This window comes from Pseudomonas umsongensis (assembly GCF_012647205.1).
In the GTDB taxonomy this organism is placed as follows: Bacteria; Pseudomonadota; Gammaproteobacteria; order Pseudomonadales; family Pseudomonadaceae; genus Aquipseudomonas; species Aquipseudomonas umsongensis.
Window position 1 is genome coordinate 2,693,267 of sequence record NZ_CP051487.1, and the last position, 19,913, is coordinate 2,713,179.

Annotated in this window: 19 protein-coding genes; 14 read left to right on the plus strand and 5 right to left on the minus strand. The window is 61.5% G+C overall.

Translation table 11 applies throughout. From position 1 onward, the window contains the following. Positions 1–4 precede the first annotated feature (4 nt). The 14 genes from HGP31_RS12370 to HGP31_RS12435 all read left to right on the plus strand — a co-directional run bounded on the left by HGP31_RS12370 (position 5) and on the right by HGP31_RS12435 (position 10,792). On the plus strand, positions 5–958 hold the full coding sequence (locus tag HGP31_RS12370; RefSeq protein WP_168757842.1) for a peptidylprolyl isomerase: 954 nt from the start codon (positions 5–7) through the stop codon (positions 956–958). A gap of 222 nt (positions 959–1,180) precedes the next feature. Then, the gene (locus tag HGP31_RS12375) at positions 1,181–1,714 is read left to right on the plus strand and encodes a response regulator (protein ID WP_042955259.1); all 534 of its coding nucleotides are present in this window, start codon (positions 1,181–1,183) and stop codon (positions 1,712–1,714) included. 84 nt (positions 1,715–1,798) lie between these two features. Further along, entirely contained in the window at positions 1,799–3,505 is a 1,707-nt protein-coding gene (locus tag HGP31_RS12380) for a GspE/PulE family protein (protein ID WP_168757843.1), read from the plus strand. Continuing rightward, positions 3,486–4,289, plus strand: a complete 804-nt coding sequence (locus tag HGP31_RS12385; protein WP_033042924.1) for a hypothetical protein — start codon at positions 3,486–3,488, stop codon at positions 4,287–4,289. Before HGP31_RS12380 ends, HGP31_RS12385 begins: the two co-directional genes overlap by 20 nt. 1 nt (position 4,290) lies before the next feature. Continuing rightward, entirely contained in the window at positions 4,291–4,836 is a 546-nt protein-coding gene (locus HGP31_RS12390; protein WP_168757844.1) for a pilus assembly protein, read from the plus strand. After that, positions 4,823–5,371, plus strand: a complete 549-nt coding sequence (locus HGP31_RS12395; RefSeq protein WP_020796385.1) for a GspMb/PilO family protein — start codon at positions 4,823–4,825, stop codon at positions 5,369–5,371. The genes HGP31_RS12390 and HGP31_RS12395 overlap by 14 nt, the downstream gene beginning before the upstream one ends. Continuing rightward, positions 5,371–5,889, plus strand: a complete 519-nt coding sequence (locus HGP31_RS12400) for a hypothetical protein (RefSeq protein ID WP_020796386.1) — start codon at positions 5,371–5,373, stop codon at positions 5,887–5,889. Before HGP31_RS12395 ends, HGP31_RS12400 begins: the two co-directional genes overlap by 1 nt. Next, entirely contained in the window at positions 5,886–7,718 is a 1,833-nt protein-coding gene (locus HGP31_RS12405; RefSeq protein ID WP_168757845.1) for a secretin N-terminal domain-containing protein, read from the plus strand. The genes HGP31_RS12400 and HGP31_RS12405 overlap by 4 nt, the downstream gene beginning before the upstream one ends. A 2-nt stretch (positions 7,719–7,720) precedes the next feature. Then, positions 7,721–8,194 (plus strand): type II secretion system protein, encoded by a 474-nt coding sequence (locus HGP31_RS12410; RefSeq protein WP_020796388.1) that lies wholly within the window; start codon positions 7,721–7,723, stop codon positions 8,192–8,194. A 4-nt stretch (positions 8,195–8,198) separates the two neighbouring features. Next, positions 8,199–8,573: a type II secretion system protein gene (locus tag HGP31_RS12415; protein ID WP_033042927.1), complete on the plus strand. Its 375-nt coding sequence runs from the start codon at positions 8,199–8,201 to the stop codon at positions 8,571–8,573. Beyond that, a complete protein-coding gene (locus tag HGP31_RS12420; protein WP_020796390.1) occupies positions 8,548–9,087 on the plus strand; it encodes a type II secretion system protein in 540 nt (179 codons plus the stop codon). Before HGP31_RS12415 ends, HGP31_RS12420 begins: the two co-directional genes overlap by 26 nt. After that, positions 9,084–9,473, plus strand: coding sequence for a curli production assembly/transport protein CsgE (gene csgE / locus HGP31_RS12425; protein ID WP_020796391.1), 390 nt, complete (start codon positions 9,084–9,086; stop codon positions 9,471–9,473). The genes HGP31_RS12420 and csgE overlap by 4 nt, the downstream gene beginning before the upstream one ends. Continuing rightward, positions 9,470–9,889, plus strand: a complete 420-nt coding sequence (locus HGP31_RS12430; RefSeq protein WP_083348794.1) for a curli assembly protein CsgF — start codon at positions 9,470–9,472, stop codon at positions 9,887–9,889. The genes csgE and HGP31_RS12430 overlap by 4 nt, the downstream gene beginning before the upstream one ends. A gap of 30 nt (positions 9,890–9,919) precedes the next feature. Further along, on the plus strand, positions 9,920–10,792 hold the full coding sequence (locus HGP31_RS12435; RefSeq protein ID WP_020796393.1) for a CsgG/HfaB family protein: 873 nt from the start codon (positions 9,920–9,922) through the stop codon (positions 10,790–10,792). A gap of 1,374 nt (positions 10,793–12,166) precedes the next feature. On the opposite strand, the gene HGP31_RS12440 is transcribed toward HGP31_RS12435, so the two are convergent. From HGP31_RS12440 to HGP31_RS12460, 5 genes are all read right to left on the minus strand, one after another. Further along, a protein-coding gene (locus HGP31_RS12440; protein WP_116287586.1) for an IS3 family transposase occupies positions 12,167–13,716 on the minus strand; the annotation gives its coding sequence in 2 pieces (ribosomal slippage) (positions 12,167–13,257 and positions 13,257–13,716; 1,551 coding nt in all). Between the two features lie 437 nt (positions 13,717–14,153). Beyond that, on the minus strand, positions 14,154–15,608 hold the full coding sequence (locus HGP31_RS12445; RefSeq protein ID WP_168757846.1) for a curlin: 1,455 nt from the start codon (positions 15,606–15,608) through the stop codon (positions 14,154–14,156). 27 nt (positions 15,609–15,635) lie between these two features. Further along, a complete protein-coding gene (locus HGP31_RS12450) occupies positions 15,636–16,097 on the minus strand; it encodes a hypothetical protein (RefSeq protein WP_020796234.1) in 462 nt (153 codons plus the stop codon). A gap of 60 nt (positions 16,098–16,157) precedes the next feature. Next, positions 16,158–18,410 (minus strand): Ig-like domain-containing protein, encoded by a 2,253-nt coding sequence (locus HGP31_RS12455; protein ID WP_168757847.1) that lies wholly within the window; start codon positions 18,408–18,410, stop codon positions 16,158–16,160. Between the two features lie 35 nt (positions 18,411–18,445). After that, positions 18,446–19,792, minus strand: a complete 1,347-nt coding sequence (locus HGP31_RS12460; protein WP_168757848.1) for a hypothetical protein — start codon at positions 19,790–19,792, stop codon at positions 18,446–18,448. Positions 19,793–19,913: the final 121 nt, after the last annotated feature.

Here is a 19,913-nt window from a genome sequence, read left to right on the forward strand (position 1 = left end):
GAACATGAAACTCATGACTGTGCTGGTGCTATTGATCCTATGGGTGCCCGCTGCGTTTTCCAGTAATGGCCCGGCGGTAGCAAGGGTCAATGGCGAGGAAATTTCCCAGCTGCGCCTGGAGCGCTATTTCGCCGAATATCTGGAGGATCAGGGCCGGGCGGTCGCCAGCATTCGCAGTCCCAGCGCCTACAAACAGCTGCGCAAGGCGGCGCTGGACGCCCTGATCGACAAGGAGCTGCTCTGGCAGGAAGCGGTCAAGCGCGGGGTGGTGGTCAGCGATGCCACGGTGCAAGACCAGGTGGCCCGGACCCGCCAGGCCATGGGGGGCGCACAGGTGTTCGCCCGGCGCCTCGAAGACGCCGGTTTCGATGAGGCCGCCTACATCGAGTACACCCGTCGTGACCTGGCGGCGCAGCAGATGTTTGCCGAACTCACCAGGGCGCAACAGCCGGACGAAACACAGGTGCGGGCGTTTTATGAGGAACACCGCGCCGAGATGAATCGGCCCGAGGAAATCCAGGTCAGGCATATCCTGATCAAAGTCCCTCAGGGTGCGGATGCTTCCACAGTCGAAGCCGCGAGACTACGATTGCAGGCAATGCGTACCTCGATTGATCAGGGCGCCGATTTTGCCAGTGTGGCCCGTATCGGTTCCGAAGACGCTTCGGCCAGTGCCGGCGGCGATCTGGGTTACTTCACCCGTGGGCGCATGCTGCCGGAGTTCGAAGCGGCGGCTTTTGCCCTCAAGCCAGGGGCCGTCAGCGAGCCGGTGCGCACGACGGTTGGCTGGCATTTGATCTTGCTGCAGAACCGATTGGAGGCTGCCGATGTCCCAGAAGAGCAGGGACTTGAAATGGTTCGGGTCTACCTTACCCGACAGAAACAGGTCCAGGCACGTCTACAGGCGCTGGCTCAGCTGCGCGCAAGCAATCGAATCGAACGCATTGACGACGAATGAGCTTTCCCCAACAGTGGGGGAAAGCGTCGATACACATCCGTTCGCTTTTCCCCGCTTTTGGGGGGTGGGGCATGTGGACGCAAAGGCATTGCTTTTAAATTCAAGGACATGAATACATAAAATTACCGGCTCTCAGCCTGGCATGAAGTGTGCGTTAGTCCTATCAAGGACGCGCACTCCACCAGGTTCGGAACTCGGATCTGCGGTTTCAAGGAGTCCACCTTGTTAAACAAAGTACTGGTTGTCGATGACGAACAGCTGCTGGCGGAAAACCTCCAGGGTTACCTGCAGGCGCAAGCGCTGGAAGTCCGGATTGCTCACGACGGTGCGCAAGGAATCGTAGAAGCTGACGATTTCGCACCCGATGTGATGGTGTTCGATTACCGCTTGCCCGATATGGAAGGCTTTGAGGTGCTCGATGCCGTCCGCCAGAACAGGAAGTGTCATTTTGTGCTGATCACGGGGCACCCCACCGCAGAGGTTTGCGAAAGGGCCCGGCAACTGGGAGTCAGCCATATCCTGTTCAAACCGTTTCCGTTGGCGGAACTGGCGCGTGCAGTACTTGACCTTCTGGGGCGCCAGCGCGAACCCAAAGCGGGTGTGAGCAGTAGCGAAGGCTTTGTCGAACGACGCCAGAGCAGGAACGAGAGTTTCCCGCTGCAGTTGTACGACGGTAGTTGGGTGCTTGCAGATCGCCGACGAAGTAACACGGCCTCCACAGCGCCAGACGACGAACGATTGCTCACCGGGGAGTAATGGCGCGACAAGAGGTTACGGCATCCGCCGCAATTGCTCGCCGCGCCGACAGGGCTCTAAGCCCCGGGTGTTGGAGAGCAAGCCATGGACCGTCTTTCCCTTGTCGTCGATGTGCCAACGCGCGATTGTGTACCGACTCGATTCACCAGTGAGCAATTGGCCCAGGCTCGCTCCCGGGCTGGCAGTTCCGGCGAACGCATGCTCGAAGCCCTCGGGGCGCTCTGCGAACTGGCTCCCATGCCCTTTATCCAGTGCCTGGGCGCGACCCTGCACTACCCGGTGCTCGACACCGACAGCCTGTTTCAAGCCACCCCGGTGTTCGACCGGGTCACCCTGGCCCAATGCCTCAAGCGCGAATTCATCCTGCTGCGTCACGACGATGCGGTCATCGGCGTGTTTGCCGACCCCTTCGACAGCGCTCGCCTGGCCTGGATCGACGACTGCCTGCACGGCGCGCCGCTGTACCTGGTGCATGCCGACGACCTGAAAGCCTACCTGGCACGCCACGAAGAGAGCTTCCACGCAGTGGAATCGCTCAACGCCCAGGCTGATGGCAACACCGAGACCGACACCCTGCAGAGCCTGTCCCTGACCAGTATCAGCGAAGACTCGAGCGTGGTGGTCAAGCTGGTCAACTCGACCCTCTACGACGCGCTGAAGATGCACGCCAGCGATATCCACCTGGGCACCACCGGCAGCGGCCTGGTGATCAAGTACCGCATCGATGGCGTGCTCAACAACATCAGCAAGATCCAGGGCAGCGAGTTCGCCGAACAGGTGATTTCCCGGGTCAAGGTCATGGCCGAACTGGACATCGGCGAAAAACGCGTGCCCCAGGACGGTCGCTTCAAGATCGGCATCAGCGGCCGGCAGATCGACTTCCGGGTGTCGATCATGCCGAGCATTTTCGGCGAGGACGCTGTGCTGCGGGTGCTCGACAAGCAGGACCTGGCCGACAAGGTCTGCGGCGTGCAGCTGCAGGCCCTGGGCTTTGAAGAGGAAACCCTGCGTCAACTGCGCCGCCTGGCTGCCGAACCCTACGGCATGGTGCTGGTCACCGGCCCCACCGGCAGCGGCAAGACCACCACGCTGTACGCGATGATCACCGAGATCAACCACGGCGTGGACAAGATCATCACCATCGAAGACCCGGTGGAGTACCAGCTGCCCGGCGTACTGCAGATCCCGGTCAACGAAAAGAAAGGCCTGACCTTCGCCCGCGGCCTGCGCTCGATCCTGCGCCACGACCCGGACAAGATCATGGTCGGCGAGATCCGCGACCCCGACACTGCCCAGATCGCCGTGCAATCGGCACTCACCGGGCACCTGGTGTTCACCACCATCCACGCCAACAACGTGTTCGACGTGATCGGCCGCTTCACCCAGATGGAAATCGACCCCTACAGCCTGGTCTCCGCGCTCAATGCGGTGCTGGCCCAGCGTCTGATCCGCCTGGTTTGCAGCGCGTGCAGCACGCCCTACGCACCGACCGAAGAAGAACTGCAAAGCTCGGGCCTCGACCCGCATCAGGTCGCGCACTACCACTTCGTCCATGGCAAGGGTTGCGGTCATTGCCGTGGCACCGGCTACCGCGGACGCAGTGCGATTGCCGAGCTGCTGCACCTGGACGACGAGCTGCGGCAAATGATCGTCGAGCGCCAACCCATTTCGAAAATCAAGGCCCACGCCTGCAAACGCGGTTTGCGCCTGCTGCGCGAATCGGCGCTGGAACTGGTGCAACAAGGCCGGACCACTCTCGAGGAGATCAATCGTGTCACTTTTATCTCGTGAGCGTTATGTCGCCGTGCTCGGCGCCAGTGGTGTCGGCCTCGGTCAACGCCAGGGTGGCGACACCCTGTGGCTGGGCAGCGTCGGCTTCATCGATGAAGGGTTCATGGCCTGGACGGTCGCCCTGGAAACCCTCGACCGCCTGCTGGGCGAACATGCCCGCGCCGGTGCCGAGTTGACTGTGGTGGTCTCCGGCCACTTCAGCCGCTTTTGCCTGGTGCCCTGGAGCGAGCAGATCAGCAGCCCCGACGAACTGCGCGGGTTTGCCCAGCTGTGCTTCGAAGACCTCTACGGGGCGGCCAACCAACCCTGGAGCCTGGTGCTGTCGGCCGAACCCGCCGGCTACGACCGGATCGCCAGCGCGCTGCCGCAAGACCTGATCGAACGCCTGCGTGCCCTGGTCAGTGGCCGTGGCTTGCGCCTGCGTTCGGTGCAACCGTACCTGATGGCGGCGTTCAACCACTTCGACAAAAGCTTCGACGCCGGCGACTTCCTGTTCGTGGTCGCCGAACCTGTGCGCAGCGTGATGTTGCTGGCGCGCGAAGGTCGCTGGACGGCAGTGCGCTCGGTGGGCAGCAGCGACAGCGATGCCGCACTGAGCGCGCTGGTCGGTCGCGAATGCCAATTGCAGGCTTCCATCAGTGAGCGGCCACTGAACATCTACCTGCATGCGCCAGCGCGTATCGACTCGCACCCTGAAGTGCCAGGCGTACAGCTGCGCACCCTCGAAGAAGGCCGGACCAGCGTACGCGACAGCCTGTACGTCATGTCCCGGACGGTGGCCTGACATGCGCCCCCTGATGCTCGACTTTCAGCCGCGCCGCCGCTCCAGTCCCCTGGGCTGGAGCCTGCTGGTCGGTGGCGTGGTGCTGGCGCTGATCTGCATCGTCATCCAACAACAAGTAAGTGGTGAGGCCGAACAACAGCAAGGTCACCTGCAAACCACGCAACGGGTACTTACTGGCGACACCGGCAGCAAGGTCAGCCTGACCCCGGCCGAAACCCGCGAGCAGGCGCAGAACCTGGCCGAGATGCGCAAGGTCTCGCAGCAGTTGCGCCGCCCTTGGGAGCGCCTGTTCGCCACCCTGGAAGCCATGCCGCGCGACAACATTGCCTTGCTGACCCTGACCCCGGATGCCCGCAAGGGCCAGGTGCGGATCAGCGCCGAGGCACGCGACCTGGACGCCATGCTCGACTTCCACCGCCGCCTCGAAGCCTGCGACGAGCTTTCCGACGTGTCGTTGCTCAGCCACGAAATCGTCGCCAACGTGCCGGAGCACCCGGTGCAATTCAACTTGTCGGCTACCTGGGAGATTGGCGATGCAAATCCCTAGATTGATCGTCCACGAATACCTGCAAAGCCTCGGCGTCCCGGGCCTGGCAGGGCTGGCCCTGCTGGTGCTGGCGCTGGCCTACGGCCTGTTCGGCTTGTTGCCGGACTGGCAGGCGCTGCAGCACCTGAGCCAGCAGACCCAGGACGCCCGCGAATACCTGGCCAAGGTCGAGGAGGGCTCGATCGCCGCTCCGGTCGTGCCACAACGCCAGCTCGATGACTTCCGCAGCAAATTGCCAACCCAGCCCCAGGCCACCGTCGCCATCGACAAGATCTACGCGCTGGCCGCCCAGGAGCGCATCACCCTGTCCAGGGGCGAATACTCGCTGGGCATCGACCCCAAGACCCACCTGGCGCGCTATCAGATCCTCCTGCCGGTGCGGGGCAGCTACCCGCAACTGCGGCGCTTCATGCATGCCTTGCTCGGCCAGTTGCCGGCGGTGGTGGTGGAGGACCTGGAGCTTTCGCGCAAGAAGATCGCCGACACCGACCTGAACGGGCGGATCCGCATGACCCTTTACCTGTCGAGGTCATGATGAACAACAAACGTGCGGTGGGTTGGGTGGCGTTCCTCGGTGTGGCCGCGGCGCTGACCTGGGTGCCCGAATACTTTAAACAGGCTGACGACAGTGACGTCGAAGTGGCCGCTGTGGCCACGCCAGTCAAAGGCAAGCAACGCGGCGCCTTGCCAGCCGCGCAGGCCTCTGCTGCGCCCGTGGCGATCAAGGACCTGAGCCCGGCGGGCGACCTGTTCGCCGCGCGCAGCTGGAAGGCCGCACCCACCCTGGCCAGCGTCACCGAACAACCGGTCAACGTTGCACCGGTGGTGCAGGTCCCCACTGCACCGCCCATGCCGTTCCAGTTCATCGGCCGGATGGACGATCGCACCGACCTGCAAGTGTTTTTGCAAAACGGCGAAAAGATCTACGTCGTGCGTAAAGGGGATGTGATTGACGAAACATGGAAGATCGAGGGCATTTCCGATCTGGAACTGAGCCTGGTCTATTTGCCTCTGCATTTGTCCCAGACCTTGTCTGTGGGGAGCGCGCAATGAACAAGTCCCGTTTGCTGATGAGCCTCTGCCTCTGTGCAGGGCTGGCTGCCTGCAGCTCGGCGCAGGTGGCCAAGGAAGAAGCCTCTGAGCTGATCGAACAGGGCCAGTACGAAGCCGGCCTGGCCCGGATCGAGGAGGGCCTGCGGGAAAACCCTCGCGACACCGAACTGCACATTGCCCTCAACAGCGCTCGTGCCCGTGCGATCACGGCGCTGCTGACCCAGGCCGACATGGATCGGACCCAGCGTGATTTCGCGTCCGCTCGCATGGGGTACGGCCGGGTGTTGACCATCGAACCGAACAACCGCCGCGCCCAGGACGCCTTGCGCCAGCTCGAACACATGCGCAGCCTCGATGAAAAACTCGAACTGGCCCGTGGCGACCTGCGCCGTGGCGACATCTACGGCGCCGAGCGTCAGGTCAGGCAGATTCTCGAACTGGACCCCAACAACGAAGGCGCCCTGGAACTGCAAGGCAATATCCGCCTGGTGCAGAGCCGCAACGTGGTGGCCTATCCGCAACTGCGCACCAAGCTGGACAAGCCGGTAACCCTGGAATTTCGCGACGCCAATCTCAAGACCATCTTCGAAGTGCTGTCCCAGGTCGCCGGCCTGAACTTCATCTTCGACAAGGACCTGCGCCCGGACATGAAAGCCACCATCTTCGTGCGCGACGTGCGCATCGAAGACGCCGTGGCACTGCTGTTGCAACAGAACCAGCTGCACCAGAAAGTGGTGAACGAAAACACCCTGCTGATCTACCCGGACTCGCCGCAGAAGCTCAAGGATTACCAGGAGCTGGTGATGCGCACCTTCTACCTGACCAGTATCGATGCCAATACCGCGCTGAACATGGTCAAGACCATGCTCAAGACCCGCGACGTGTTCGTCGACGAACGCCTCAACACCCTGACCATGCGCGACACCGGTGACGCCGTGCGCATGGCCGAGAAGCTCCTGCAATCGCAGGATCAGTCCAACCCCGAAGTGGTGCTGGAAGTGGAAGTGATGGAGGTCGCCACCCAGCGGATTCTCGACCTGGGCCTGCAATGGCCGAACACCTTCGGCGTGGTCAACAGCGACGGTTCGGCGGTGACCCTGCTCGATCAGCTCAAGGGCATCAATTCCAGCCGGATCACCATCCAGCCCTCGCCACAGGCCAAGATCAATGCCCAGGACAAGGACATCAATACCCTCGCCAGCCCGGTGATCCGCGTCAGCAACCGCGAACAGGCGCGCATCCACATCGGCCAGCGCGTGCCGATCATAAGCGCCACGTCGGTGCCGTCGACCCAGGGACCGGTGATCACCGAAAGCGTGACTTACCTGGACGTCGGTCTGAAACTGGAAGTGCAGCCCACCGTGCACTTGAACAACGAAGTGGCGATCAAGGTGGCCCTGGAAGTCAGCAACGCCACGCCACTGGAACCGACCCGCCAGGGCACGATTCCGGTCCAGGTCGATACCCGCAACGCGCAGACCACCCTGCGCCTGCATGACGGCGAAACGCAGATTCTCGCCGGCCTGATGCGCAACGACCATGGCAGCACCGGCAACAAGATTCCCGGTCTTGGCGATATTCCTGGCCTCGGCCGCCTGTTCGGCAGCAACAAGGACGACGTGAGCAAATCCGAGCTGGTGTTGTCGATCACCCCGCGGATCGTGCGCAACCTGCCGTACCAGAGTCCATCGGACATGGAATTCACCACGGGCACCGAAACCAGCATGCACATCCAGGCACCGGATCGCTCGAAGGTCGAGGTTGAAGAGGTCAAGGCCAATGGCATGGGCGCACCGATCGCTACCACCGTTACTGTTGGGAAGCCTTGATCATGAACGCCTCGCAACGCGGTTTTACCTTGATTGAAGTCGTGGTGACGCTGTCGTTGATCGGCCTGCTGGCCGGCATGGCCGCGCCGCTGACCGAGACCGTGGTGCGCCGGGGCAAAGAGCAGGAACTGCGTACCGCGCTGTACCAGATCCGCGATGCCATCGACGCCTACAAGCGTGCTTTCGACGCCGGGTACATCGAGAAATCGCTCAACAGCAGCGGCTACCCGCCGAACCTGCAGGTGCTGGTGGAAGGGGTGCGCGATGTGCGCAGCGCCAAGGGTGCCAAGTTCTATTTCCTGCGCCGCGTACCCCATGACCCGCTGGCACCGGTCAAGCGCGACGACGAAGGTGGCTGGGGCCTGCGCTCCTACGACAGTACGGCTCAAAACCCGCGGGAAGGCCAGGACGTCTTCGACGTCTACTCCAAGGCCCGGGGCAAGGGTCTCAACGGCATCGCCTACCGGGAGTGGTGAGCATATGCGTCGGGAAAGGGGTTTTACCCTATTGGAACTGATGGTGGTCATGGCAATCATCGCCACCCTGATGACCATCGCCTTGCCGCGCTATTTCAACAGCCTGGAGGCCTCCAAGGAGACCACCCTGCGCCAGAGCCTGTCGGCGATGCGCGAAGCACTGGATCACTACTACGGTGACACCGGACGCTATCCCGACTCCATCGAGCAACTGGTTGAACAGCGCTACCTGCGCAATCCGCCGATGGACCCGATTGTCGAACGCAAGGACGCCTGGGTCTTGGTTGCACCGCCTGACGGCGTGGCCGGCGGTGTCGCCGATATCAAGAGTGGTGCCACAGGGAGGGCGCGTGATGGCAGCCTTTATTCCGAGTGGTAAGCCTGCGGCACAAGGCGGCTTCACCTACCTGGGTGTGCTGTTCCTGATCATGGTGATGGGCATGGGCCTGGCCAGTGCCGGCGAGTTGTGGTCCACCGCTTCGCGGCGCGACCGCGAACGCCAATTGCTCTGGGTCGGCACCCAGTACGCCCAGGCACTGCGCAGCTATTACCGCAGTTCGCCAGGCCTGGCCCAGTACCCCAAGGAACTCGCCGACCTGTTGCAGGACGAGCGTTTCCCCAGCGCCAAACACCATATACGCCAGCTGTACCCGGACCCGATCGGCGGCGGTGAATGGTTCCTGATGCGCGGCTTCGACGGACGCATCACCGGCATCAGCAGCTCGTCCACCGACAAGCCGCTCAAGCAGGCGGACTTCCCCAGCCAGTGGTCGGACTTCAACGGCATGGCCAGCTACAAGGACTGGCAATTCGTGGCCGAAAAAGCCTTCCTCGATGGCACCTCGGGCCCTGCCAAAGGCCAGTCCGCAGTGCCGGAGGGATTGCAGCCATGAAGCGCTTCTGCCTGGCGATGATCCTGCTGTTGAGCACCTGCGTGACCTGGGCCGCTGAAGAGGACGAGATGCTCGGCTTCATCGTCGACGACACGATCTCGCACATCGGCCACGAATTTTATTACTCGTTCAGTGAACGCCTGCGTGCCACCAGCCCGATGGATTTCAACCTGGTGGTACGCGAACGACCTTCGGCTCGCTGGGGCAGCCTGGTGACCGTGGAATTTCAACAACGCCTGGTTTACCGGCGCTTCCTGCCGCCGAACACCGTGGAGCTCAAGGACGAGGCCTATGCCGCCGCCGACTGGGTACGCGGGCAGATTGTCCAGCGCAAGCTGGAAGCCTTGTTGCAGGACACCACGGACCTTGAGAGGGACGAACTATGAAAGCGAAAACGTTTTTGCAGCGCGCCGGTGGATGCATGCTCGGCCTGGGTGCTTGCGCCATGGTCCAGGGCACGGAACTGGTGTACACGCCCGTCAACCCTTCGTTTGGCGGCAACCCGTTGAACGGTACCTGGCTGCTCAACAACGCCCAGGCGCAAAACGACTACGACGATCCCGACTTGAAGGATCGTACCTCGGCGGCCGGGACCTCAGCCCTGGAGCGCTTCAGCGCCCAGTTGCAATCGCGCTTGCTGGGTCAACTGCTGGACAACATCTCCACCGGCAACACGGGGAGCCTGTCCACGGACGCTTTCATCGTCGACGTGGTCGACGACTCCGGTGCGCTGACGATCAACGTGACCGACCGGGCCACGGGCGAAGTTTCGGAAATCCAGGTGAATGGACTGGCCCCTTGAGGGGAATCGGGACAATGGGGAGTTAAGGACATGAAAAAAATAATAGCGCTAGGGCTGATGTTGGCGGCATTACAAGGGTGCAGTCTGCGCGAGCCGATGCCGGCCGAGCAGGACTCCAAAACCCCGACCCTGACCCCAAGGGCCTCGACCTACTATGACTTGATCAACATGCCACGACCCAAGGGCCGGTTGATGGCGGTGGTCTACGGCTTCCGCGACCAGACCGGGCAATACAAGCCGACCCCGGCCAGCTCGTTTTCCACCAGCGTCACCCAGGGCGCGGCGAGCATGCTGATGGACGCCTTGCAGGCCAGCGGCTGGTTCGTGGTGCTCGAGCGTGAAGGGCTGCAGAACCTGTTGACCGAGCGCAAGATCATCCGCGCCTCGCAGAAGAAACCCAATACCCCGGTGAACATCCAGGGTGAGCTGCCACCGCTGCAAGCAGCGAACATGATGCTCGAAGGCGGGATCATCGCCTACGACACCAACGTACGCAGCGGCGGCGAAGGCGCGCGCTACCTGGGCATCGACATTGCCCGGGAGTATCGCGTCGACCAGGTCACGGTGAACCTGCGGGCGGTGGACGTGCGCAGCGGGCAGGTGCTGTCCAACGTCATGACCAGCAAGACCATCTACTCCGTGGCCCGTAGTGCTGGCGTGTTCAAGTTCATCGAGTTCAAGAAATTGCTTGAGGCCGAGGTGGGCTACACCACCAACGAACCGGCGCAGTTGTGTGTGTTGTCGGCGATCGAGGCGGCGGTGGGGCATATGCTGGCGCAGGGGATCGAGCGACGTTTGTGGCAGGTGGCGGGGGACAACTCCCAGCCTGCGCAGAATGAGACCCTGGATCGCTACCTGACGCAGAACAGGGTGGTGCCGGAGGGAGAGGGGGAGGATGAGTGAGCCCCGGCGGCCGACAGCCGACCAGGCTCCTGCAGATGCACCCGATCCAAAACCGTAGGAGCCAGGCTTGCCGGCGAAGGCGGCCTGACAGCCGACCCATCTCTCACGGCTGTACTCGATCAACTGTGGGAGCTGGCCTGCCAGCGATGGCGGCCTTACAGCCGACCCAGCTCCTGCAGATGTACCCGATCCAAACTGTGGGAGCTGGCTTGCCAGCGAAGGCGACCTGACAAACGACCTGGATTTTGTTGACGGAGTACATATCCATTCCTGCGGTAACGGCCACCTAGGGTTTCGTCCTTACGGCGAGTCACTTGGAAGAGCCTGTAGGAGCGAGCATGCTCCGGGCGGCGTTCCGACGATGGTCGTCAACGATGACGAGGGCTATCTGAATGCCCGTGTTGTTCTGGCGTTTTTCGCGAGCATGCTCGCTCCTACAGGGCCCGCCGCGATGGGCCATCCTTGGCCCAGCGCGGCTAAACCGGCATCCATGCCGATTTAGCCACTGCGCAGAACCGGAAAAAGGGGACAACCGGAAAAAGAGCGGAAAAAGAGGGAAAAAGGGGACCGGGAAAAAGGGGACAGATTTATATTCGGGAAAAGGAAAAAGGGGACAGATTTATATTCGAGCAATGTAAACAAATCATGAAAATAAATCTGTCCCCTTTTTTCTTCTTTTTCAAACGCCGGAGTGCCGGCCCAGCAAAAAGTAAGCAAAAGGCTTGGCCCCACCACTCGGTGCCTCGCTAGGGCTCGGCATGCCGTAACGAAGGCAATGCGCCGTGGGTCGCCGCGATGGGCCATCCCTGGCCCAGTGCGGCTAAACCGGCGTCCTACCGGTTTCCCCACTGCGCAATACCTGCGTTCGGCCATCGTGGTTAACGGGGCACCCAAATCCAAAGCAAAAGCGAGGCGGCCTGACAGCCGACCTGACTTTTGCAGATACCCCTCAATTCCTTGTGGGAGCCAGCCTGCTGGCGATGGACGTCAACGATGACGCGCCCTGTCTGGATGATCGCGTTGTCAGGTCGTTTTTCGCGAGCAGGCTCGCTCCTACAGTGGGATCGCGGACACACCTGTAATCAGGTCGGCTGTCAGGCCGCCTCGCTTCGGCTTTTGCTCTGCTTTGGCTTTTGATTTTCTTGCCACATCGAGAGGCCGAAAGGAGGTTCTGCGCAGTGGGTAAACCGGCATGGATGCCGGTTTAGCCGCGCTGGGCCAAGGATGGCCCATCGCGGCGACCCACGGAGCAGGACCGGAGCGAGGGCATGCCGAGCCTTAGCGAGGCACCGAACGTCAGGGGCAAGAGCCCTTGGTTACTTGGGGCTTTTCCAAGCGGCGTTTTTCAAGGTAGTTGTCGCGCCAACTGTTTTGCTATGCCGCTTTCTTACCGGTCTGCTGTACCCGATCCGGGTTCAGCAGCACCGTTCCTATCGGCTCCCAGTTGCGTGTTTTTCCAGACCATCGTTCAGGAGTTTTCTGGCGTGCCCGTTCATACAACTGGTGCCGCAGCACCAGGATCTGATGATCTTGCCCGCGATGGCGCTCTGACGGTGTGACGAAGCGGATCCGGCTGTGCCTGTGTTCGGTGTTATACCAGCGCATAAAATCCCTCACCCAAGTCCGTGCAGCGTCCAAGCTGGCGAAGCCTTCTAAGGGCCATTGCGGGCAGTACTTCAGTGTTCTAAACAGTGATTCCGAGTACGGGTTGTCATTGCTTACGCGCGGCCGACCGCGAGAGGGTGTGATCCCCAGCTCATACATTTTGCTTAACAGCGTCACCGATTTCATCGGCGCTCCGTTATCAGAGTGCAGCACTAACGGCTCACGCAGGCACTTCTCGCTGATCACGCTGCGCTGTAGCAGTGCAGCCGCTTTCTCACCACTTTCTTCTTCATAAACCTCCCAGCCCACCGCCTTGCGGCTGTAAATATCCTCGATCAAATACAGGTAGTAATACTTGCCGCGGATCGGCGATGGAAGATACGTGATGTCCCACGACCACACCTGGTTGGGCTTCTCAGCCGCATGTGTTGTCGGCATTACAACCCGCCGGGGTCGTCGGCTGCGGCCTCTATGGTGCTGTTGGCCGGCTGCTCGCAAGACGCGATAAAACGTAGTTTCCGACGCCAGATATCGCGCCTCGTCGGCCAAGCGCGGAACGATCTGGCTCGGAGGCAAATGGGCGTATGTCGGGCTGTTGCACAGCGCCACGATGGCGTGTCGCTCGATTTCGCTTAACGCATTACGCGGCTTGGGCCGCAAAGTGGTGGTGCGCGCATCGGCTTGCAGCTCCTGCGGCTGGGTCCAGCGCTGCAAGGTTCTGAGCGATAGTCCGACCTCTTGGCAGGCCCGTATTTTTCGGGCTCCCGCTACGATCGCTTCGATCAACCAGCCCACCAACAACTGCCGTTCCGGCAAAGAGGTCAGTTGTCCTCGTCGTCGGTCCCCCAGTAATCGTTGAGCTTTTTTCGCAGCACTAACAACGCTGCGGTTTCGGCCAATGCAGCATCTTTACGGCGCAGTTCACGCTCCAGTTCCAGGATCCGTTTCTTGTCTTTGCGCGTCTGTTCATGATCAGCCATTTTTTGCGCCTGAACAGCTTCTTGACCGCTGATACAGGCCTGACGCCAGGCATTGAGCTGTTCGGGGTAAAGGCCGTTTCGACGGCAATATTCGCCCAACTCAAGCTGAGTCAGACTGGCCGTTTCAAGGACAGCTGCAAACCGGGCTTCAGCAGACCATTTATCAGAAAGCAGTATGTCGTCGGGCACTTTACTTCCTTGGTTGGCCATCTTGCGCCAGAGGTACATCGATACATCGCTGACCCCTTCACGTCGACAAACTTCGGCCACGGTCAGGCTCAGCGGGGGAAGCAACATCTTGAGCAATGCAGCTTTACGTTCGGGTGAATAGTACGTCACAACCTATCTCTTTCCGCCCTCGGTGTGCTTTTTTGGGGGTAAATCCGCAGAGGCGACAACTATCCTGACACCGGGGGCAAGTGACTCGCCGTAAGGGCGAAACCCTAAGTGGCCGTTACCGCGGGAATGGATATGTACTCAGTCAATAGATAATAGGTCGGCTGTCAGGCCGCCATCGCCGGCAAGCCAGCTCCTACAGTAGATCGGGTACAGTTGCGAGAGAATGCTCGGCTGTAAGGCCGCCATCGCCGGCAGGCCAGCTCCCACAGTAGATCGGGTATAGCCGCGAGCGATTGGTCGGCTTGAGGCCGCCATCGTCGGCAAGCCTGGCTCCTACAAGATTGTGACGTCCAAAAAAAGAAGGTGTGAACGCCTGTCTGTAGCCACAAAAAAACCGCGACCCTCCCTCAAGAGCCGCGGTTTTTCACCCCATGCAGTTACTTCTGCAACACAGTCGCACTGTTAGCCGAACCAAACTGCTGCACGTTCGCCATCTGGGTCATGCCACTCTGGTCGACATTGGCAATGTTGCCAGTCCCGCCCTGGGTCACATAGGCGACGTTCATGGTGTCGGTCTGCTTGATGGTGATCATGTTGTCTTCGCCATACAGCTGCGTGGTGAACGCCTGGTTGCTGCTGCCTTCCTGGTTGACGTCGGTGGTGTTGTGGGTGCCGGTGCTGCTGCCCTGGGCCAGGTTGTTGGTGCCGCGCTGGTCGGCGATGAGGATGTTGTCGGTGCCGTTCTGGTCGAAGTACAGCTCGTTGTAGGAATCGGCTTGGGTGACCGTGGTTTTGTTGCCGTAGCCGGTCTGGTTGGTGGTCATGATGTGGCCGGTGTTTTTCTGGGTGAAGTTGGCGACGTTGCCGTTGCCGTTCTGGTTGACGGTGGCGCGTTGGTTGGTGCCGAACTGGCCGCCCATTTGCGTGGCCGGGCCTTTCCAGTTGCTGGCGTAGACCTTGTTGTCGTTACCCGTGGATGTGGCGTTGAGCACATGGTCGGTGCCGGTCTGGTAGGTGAAGTGGATGTTGCCGATGCCCTGTTGATTGAGGGTCACGGTCGAGCCCATGGACTCGAACTGGTCGGCATAGATTGCGTTGAGATCACCGACCTGAATCACCTGGGCAACGTTGTGGTCGCCGAAGCTCTGGTCGACGATGGCTTCGTTGGTCTGGCCGTTCTGGTCGATGGTGGTTTTGCTGGCGACCTGGGTGTCCTGCCAGACTTCGCTGCCGTTGCCGTCGCCATACTGGTTGATGGTCAGGTTACCGCCTTCGCCATTGCGCTGATCACCATAGGCATAGTTGGTGCCACCGGACTGGTTGATATCGATCTGGCCGTTCATGTGGTTGATCTGTTCGGCGGTGGCGTAGTTGGCGGTGCCGTACTGGATGATCACCGCGTTGTTGGCCGTGCCCACCTGGATCTGTTCGATGTTGGCTTCGTTGCTGTCGCCGTACTGGTAGGTTTTGCCGGTGGTGTTTTCCTGGCTGTCCTGGTAGATGAACGAGAAGTTACCGGTGCCTTCCTGTTGTTGCAGGACCTGGCCACCGCCGATCCCGATCGACTGGCTGGCGTGGCTGATGTTGGTGTCACCGCTCTGGTTCTGGATGATGCTGCTGTTGTTTTCGAACAGTTGCTCGGCGTAGCCGGCGTTGTAGTTGCCGCTCTGGTTCTGCTCGATGGTGCTGGTGGCGTTGTCCTGTACGGAAGCCGCGTCGTTGCCGGTGCCGGACTGGTTCTGGGTGGCGGAGCTCATCGGTGCCGCCGTCTGCGTTACATTGGCGATGTTGGTGTCACCGAACTGGTTCTGGGTCGACACGCTGTCATTGGCCAATGCTTGAGCACTGACTATGACCAGGATGGCGGCGGTGAGGGGCGTCAATTTGAACATGATGAAACCTCCAAGTGGTGCAGTGCTTTAGCGATATTGAGTGACCGATACGCTCATTCCATTTCCTGCTTGGGTCACAGCGCTTTGCTGCCCCGTGCCGGCCTGGACAATGCTGGCGTCGTTGTTGTTGCCGTTCTGGGATATCTGCGCGCGGTTGTGGCTGCCGGTTTGGGTGATGGACGCGGCGTTGCCGGAACCTTGCTGGTTGATCAAGGCCATCAGGTCGCTGCCTTGTTGCAGGATGTAGGCTTCCTGATTGCTGCCCGACTGCACGATCTGGCCGAGCAGCGACTGGCCGTTCTGTTGCAACAGCGCGACGTTGGCCTGGCCGTTCTGGTCGATCAGGGCTTGCTGGCCCACCGGTGGTGGCAGCTCGCCGAGGTCGACACCGGGTGCAATGTCGTCGTTTTCCATCAAGTCGTCGGCGCGCACGCCCGCGCTGCTGCAGAGCAGAAGCAGGCAGAGCAGGGCGGCGGTCGACGTTTTCATTGCATGCTCCTTTTGCTGGAGGCCTGCCCCATCAACTCAGCGAGTCGATGGGGCACGGACTCAGTTCGAGATCACCTGCACCGTGCGCACGGTGCCTTGGGACGAGGTGATGGTGGCGGTCGGGTTGGCCGACGGAATCACCGTGGTGCTGTTGCTCACTGTCAGCCTCCAGCGTCCGGTCAGCGGCACCGTGGTGCTACCGAGCGTCACCAGCCCGGTTGGCGTGGTCACCTGGACGGTGATGGTATTGCCGGTGGTCACCGATGACGTCCCTGTGAAGTCCCAGTTGAAGCGGTTGTTGGAACGGGCTGTCACCGTGGCCGCTGTCACCGCGAAGGTTTCCGCAGCAGGCCGTGGCGAGACTTGCACCGTGACCGTGGCCGGCGCCGTCGACACAGCACCGAAGCTGTCCCGGGCGAAGTAGTTGAAGGTCGTGGTGAAGGCCGTGGTGACGGTGGCCGGTGGGTTGTAGGTCAGGACCGTACCGTTACTGGTGACGCTGCCGCGACCGGTCGGAGGTTGAGTGAAGCTGGCGACTGCAAGCGGAACGTTGCCTTCTGGATCGGTGTCGTTGGCCAGCACGTTGATCGGTATCGACACACCCAGGGTCGCGGCAGCGTCAGCGACGGCCGTTGGCGGCTGGTTAGGCGCAACGGTGATGGTGACGGTCGCCGCAGCAGTCGAAGCTAGGCCTTTGATGTCTTGCGCCTTGTAGGTGAAGGTTGTGGTCAGCGGCACGGTCACCACGGCTGGTGGCGTATAGACGACGGCCGTGGTTCCACTCAACGCCACGGTGCCCTGGCCGGTGGCCGGTTGGGTCAGCTCGGTGATGCTCAGCGGTGTGTTGCCGTCCGGGTCGCTGTCGTTAGTCAGCAGGCTGAGGGTAATCGGGATCCCGAAGCTGGTGCTGCCGCTGTCAGCGACAGCAATCGGCGCCTTGTTCTCGCCGGTGTCTGGTGCAGTGCCGACGACGACCACTGGCTCGGTGTCACTGCCGCCGGAGGCGGATTTGATTGTGACGGTGGCCGGTGGCTGCGGCAGGTCGGCAACCGTCAAGGTTTGCAGGGTGCCGGACTTGGTCAACCGTCCGTAGCCTTGGGCGACCATGTCCGGTACCACCACTTCGTCAGACGAAGTGGCCGCGATCAGCAGGCTGTGATTGTCCCAGCTGTAGCGCGCGGTCTGGACTTTCACCACGTCGCTGACTTTGCTCGATACTGCCGTAGGCCGGGTGGCACCAGTCGGGTCGGTAGCGGTGAGCACTACGACTGGAGGCACGGCGGTACCCGTCAGGCGGTGACCGAAGAACAGACCGGTGTTGTCGCCGAGCATGCTGGTTAGGCACGGTGTCTGCGGTGGTCCCGGAACCAGGGCCACGGTTTCGCGGAAGCACAGGCTCGAGCCGTTGACCGACTTGCCGAAGACTTCTACCCGGGTACTGCTAGTGCCTGGACCCGATGAGGTGCGGCGATACGTGGCGCGGCTGACCTCCACAGGGGTTTGCGCCCGGTTGTCGAGGACTTTGCCGGACAGGTTGAACAGGCTGGTCTCAATGGTCCCGGCCGGGCCCTGGATACGCAGGAAGTTGGTGTTGTTGGGGCTGCCGGTGACTGCTTCGGTGAGATTCGGGTCGCCGACGTAGGTCTCGATGGCGCCGGTGTCCGGATTCACTTCGGTGTAGGGACCGTTGACGCTGCGCAGGAACGGCCCAATGTCACCATTGACTGCGCCAGAGAAATTACCGGGTGCGCCGATGCCGATATCTCTGGTGATGTTGATCGCACGACGGCCCGGAGCGGTCACGTTGACGACTTCCACGCCGTATGGGTGGGTGATGGTGTAGGTCCCGGCGATGGGGATGTTCACTCGGATACGAATCCGCGCGAAGCTTGCCTGGTCGCCGTCGACAGGGTTTTCCGAAGCGAATGCCGCTTCAATCCCGGCCACGTAGGCATCCACGCCGTAGCCTGCGGCGTTGTCGGGGATGGCCGTCTCGGCGAGGAACCAGAACGCTTCCGGTGGCCAGTTATCCGGAAATACCATCGGCAGGGTGTCGTCAAAGATTCCCGGTTCGGGCAGCAGGATGCACATGTAGGAGGGGGCGCCAGGCGTGCTCGGTACCCGCGAACTCACGGCGCGGGACTGGCACAGTTCCATCGACAGCAGATTGTTGTCCTGATACCACAAGGGGAATTTCCCCGTGGCAAAGGTGTAGGGGCCGGGGTCGACGGCAGCGAGTTGCGCGAACGCACTGCCGGACAGCGAAAGAGTCAGCCCGAGCGCGTTGAGCGCGAAGCGTGGCCACTTGTTCATGATGCCTCCTGATGCGGATCTGGGCATGAGAGCGTTCATTGCACGATGACCACTTCTTCGGTGTCAGTGCCGCCATTGGATGACGTCACCGTAACCTTGGCCGGTGGAATCGGCGTGATGCCGGTCGACAGGATTTTCTCGGCGCCATCGCCGCTCAGGGCGCCGATGGCGGCACCGGTTCCGGAAGTGGCGGTGAGTACGGGGGGCGAGGTTTCATCGCTGGTCGAGGCCACGATGGTGAGTTGGCCGCTGTTGAGGCTGTACTGGGCCTGCGAAATCACCACCAGGTCGGTTAACGGCATGGACAGGGTGGTCGGCGTGCTGCTGGGGATGGCCAGGTGGTTGTCGGCGGTCACCTGCAAGCTGCTCGGCAAGGTCGGGTTTGTGGAGGATTGCGCGTACCAGTGGCCGGTGGTGTTGGCCTCGGTCAGGTTCAACACCGGGCTATTGCTGTCCAGGGTCACGGTGGCCGGTGGTGGCGGGGCCATCACGAATACATCCTGCTGTGCAACCGGTGCGCTTTCCCCGGCTTTGCGCGAATAAGTGCTGCGCTCGGAGATCATCGGAGTGGGCCGGACCACCGTCGACAACTTGCCGGAAATGGCCATCACCGTCGTGCGCAAGTCCAGTCCGTTAGGCCCTTCGATGCGGATGTAGTTGGTGTTGAACGGGCTGCCGGTGAAGGCTTCCGACAGGTTCGGATCACCCACGAACTGCTCGGCTTGACCGGTGACCGGGTTGGTTTCGGTGTAGGGACCGTTGACGCTGCGCAGGAACGGTCCGATGTCGCCCTTGAGTGCGCCGTCGTAGGTTTTCGGCGAGCCGATGCCGATGTCGCGGGTCATGTTGATTGCGCGACGCCCGGGGGTGTCGACGTTGAACACATCAACCCCGTAGGGGTGGGTGATCACATAGGTGCCGGGTGTGGGCACGTCGACCCGGATACGAATACGGGCGAAACTGACCTGGTCACCCTCTTTGGGTTCTTCGGCGGCGAAGGCTGCTTCGACGGCGCTGACATACCCCAGGTCGATGCCCCGGGCCGCGTCGACGATGGCGCCGTCGCCGGTGAACCAGAACGCTTCATCGGGAAAGTTGGTCGGGAAAACCACCGGCTGCGTGTCGTCGAAAACGCCGGGAGCCGGCAGCAGGTTGCACATGTAGGTCGGTGCGCCGGGAGCGCTTGGAACCCTGGAACTGACAGCTTTTGACAGACACAAATCGAGTGTCCGGCCATGGCTGTCCTGATACCAGGAGGCGAAGCCACCATTGTCTGGCAGGTAGGGGCCAGGATCTACAGCAAACAGCGCGGCCTGGGCAGCGCCTTGGGCCAGAGCACTCACGATCAGGGCGATCGCGGTTTTGGACAGTAAAGGGTGCATGAGTATTCCCTCTATCAGAGTACCTGCCCCTTGGGATATGGGTCAGTTGTGAGCACTTCGGCAACTCCCATGCCAACCTCCGAAAATGTCGGCCAGGGCCCCGGTACACAGGCGTTTGCGC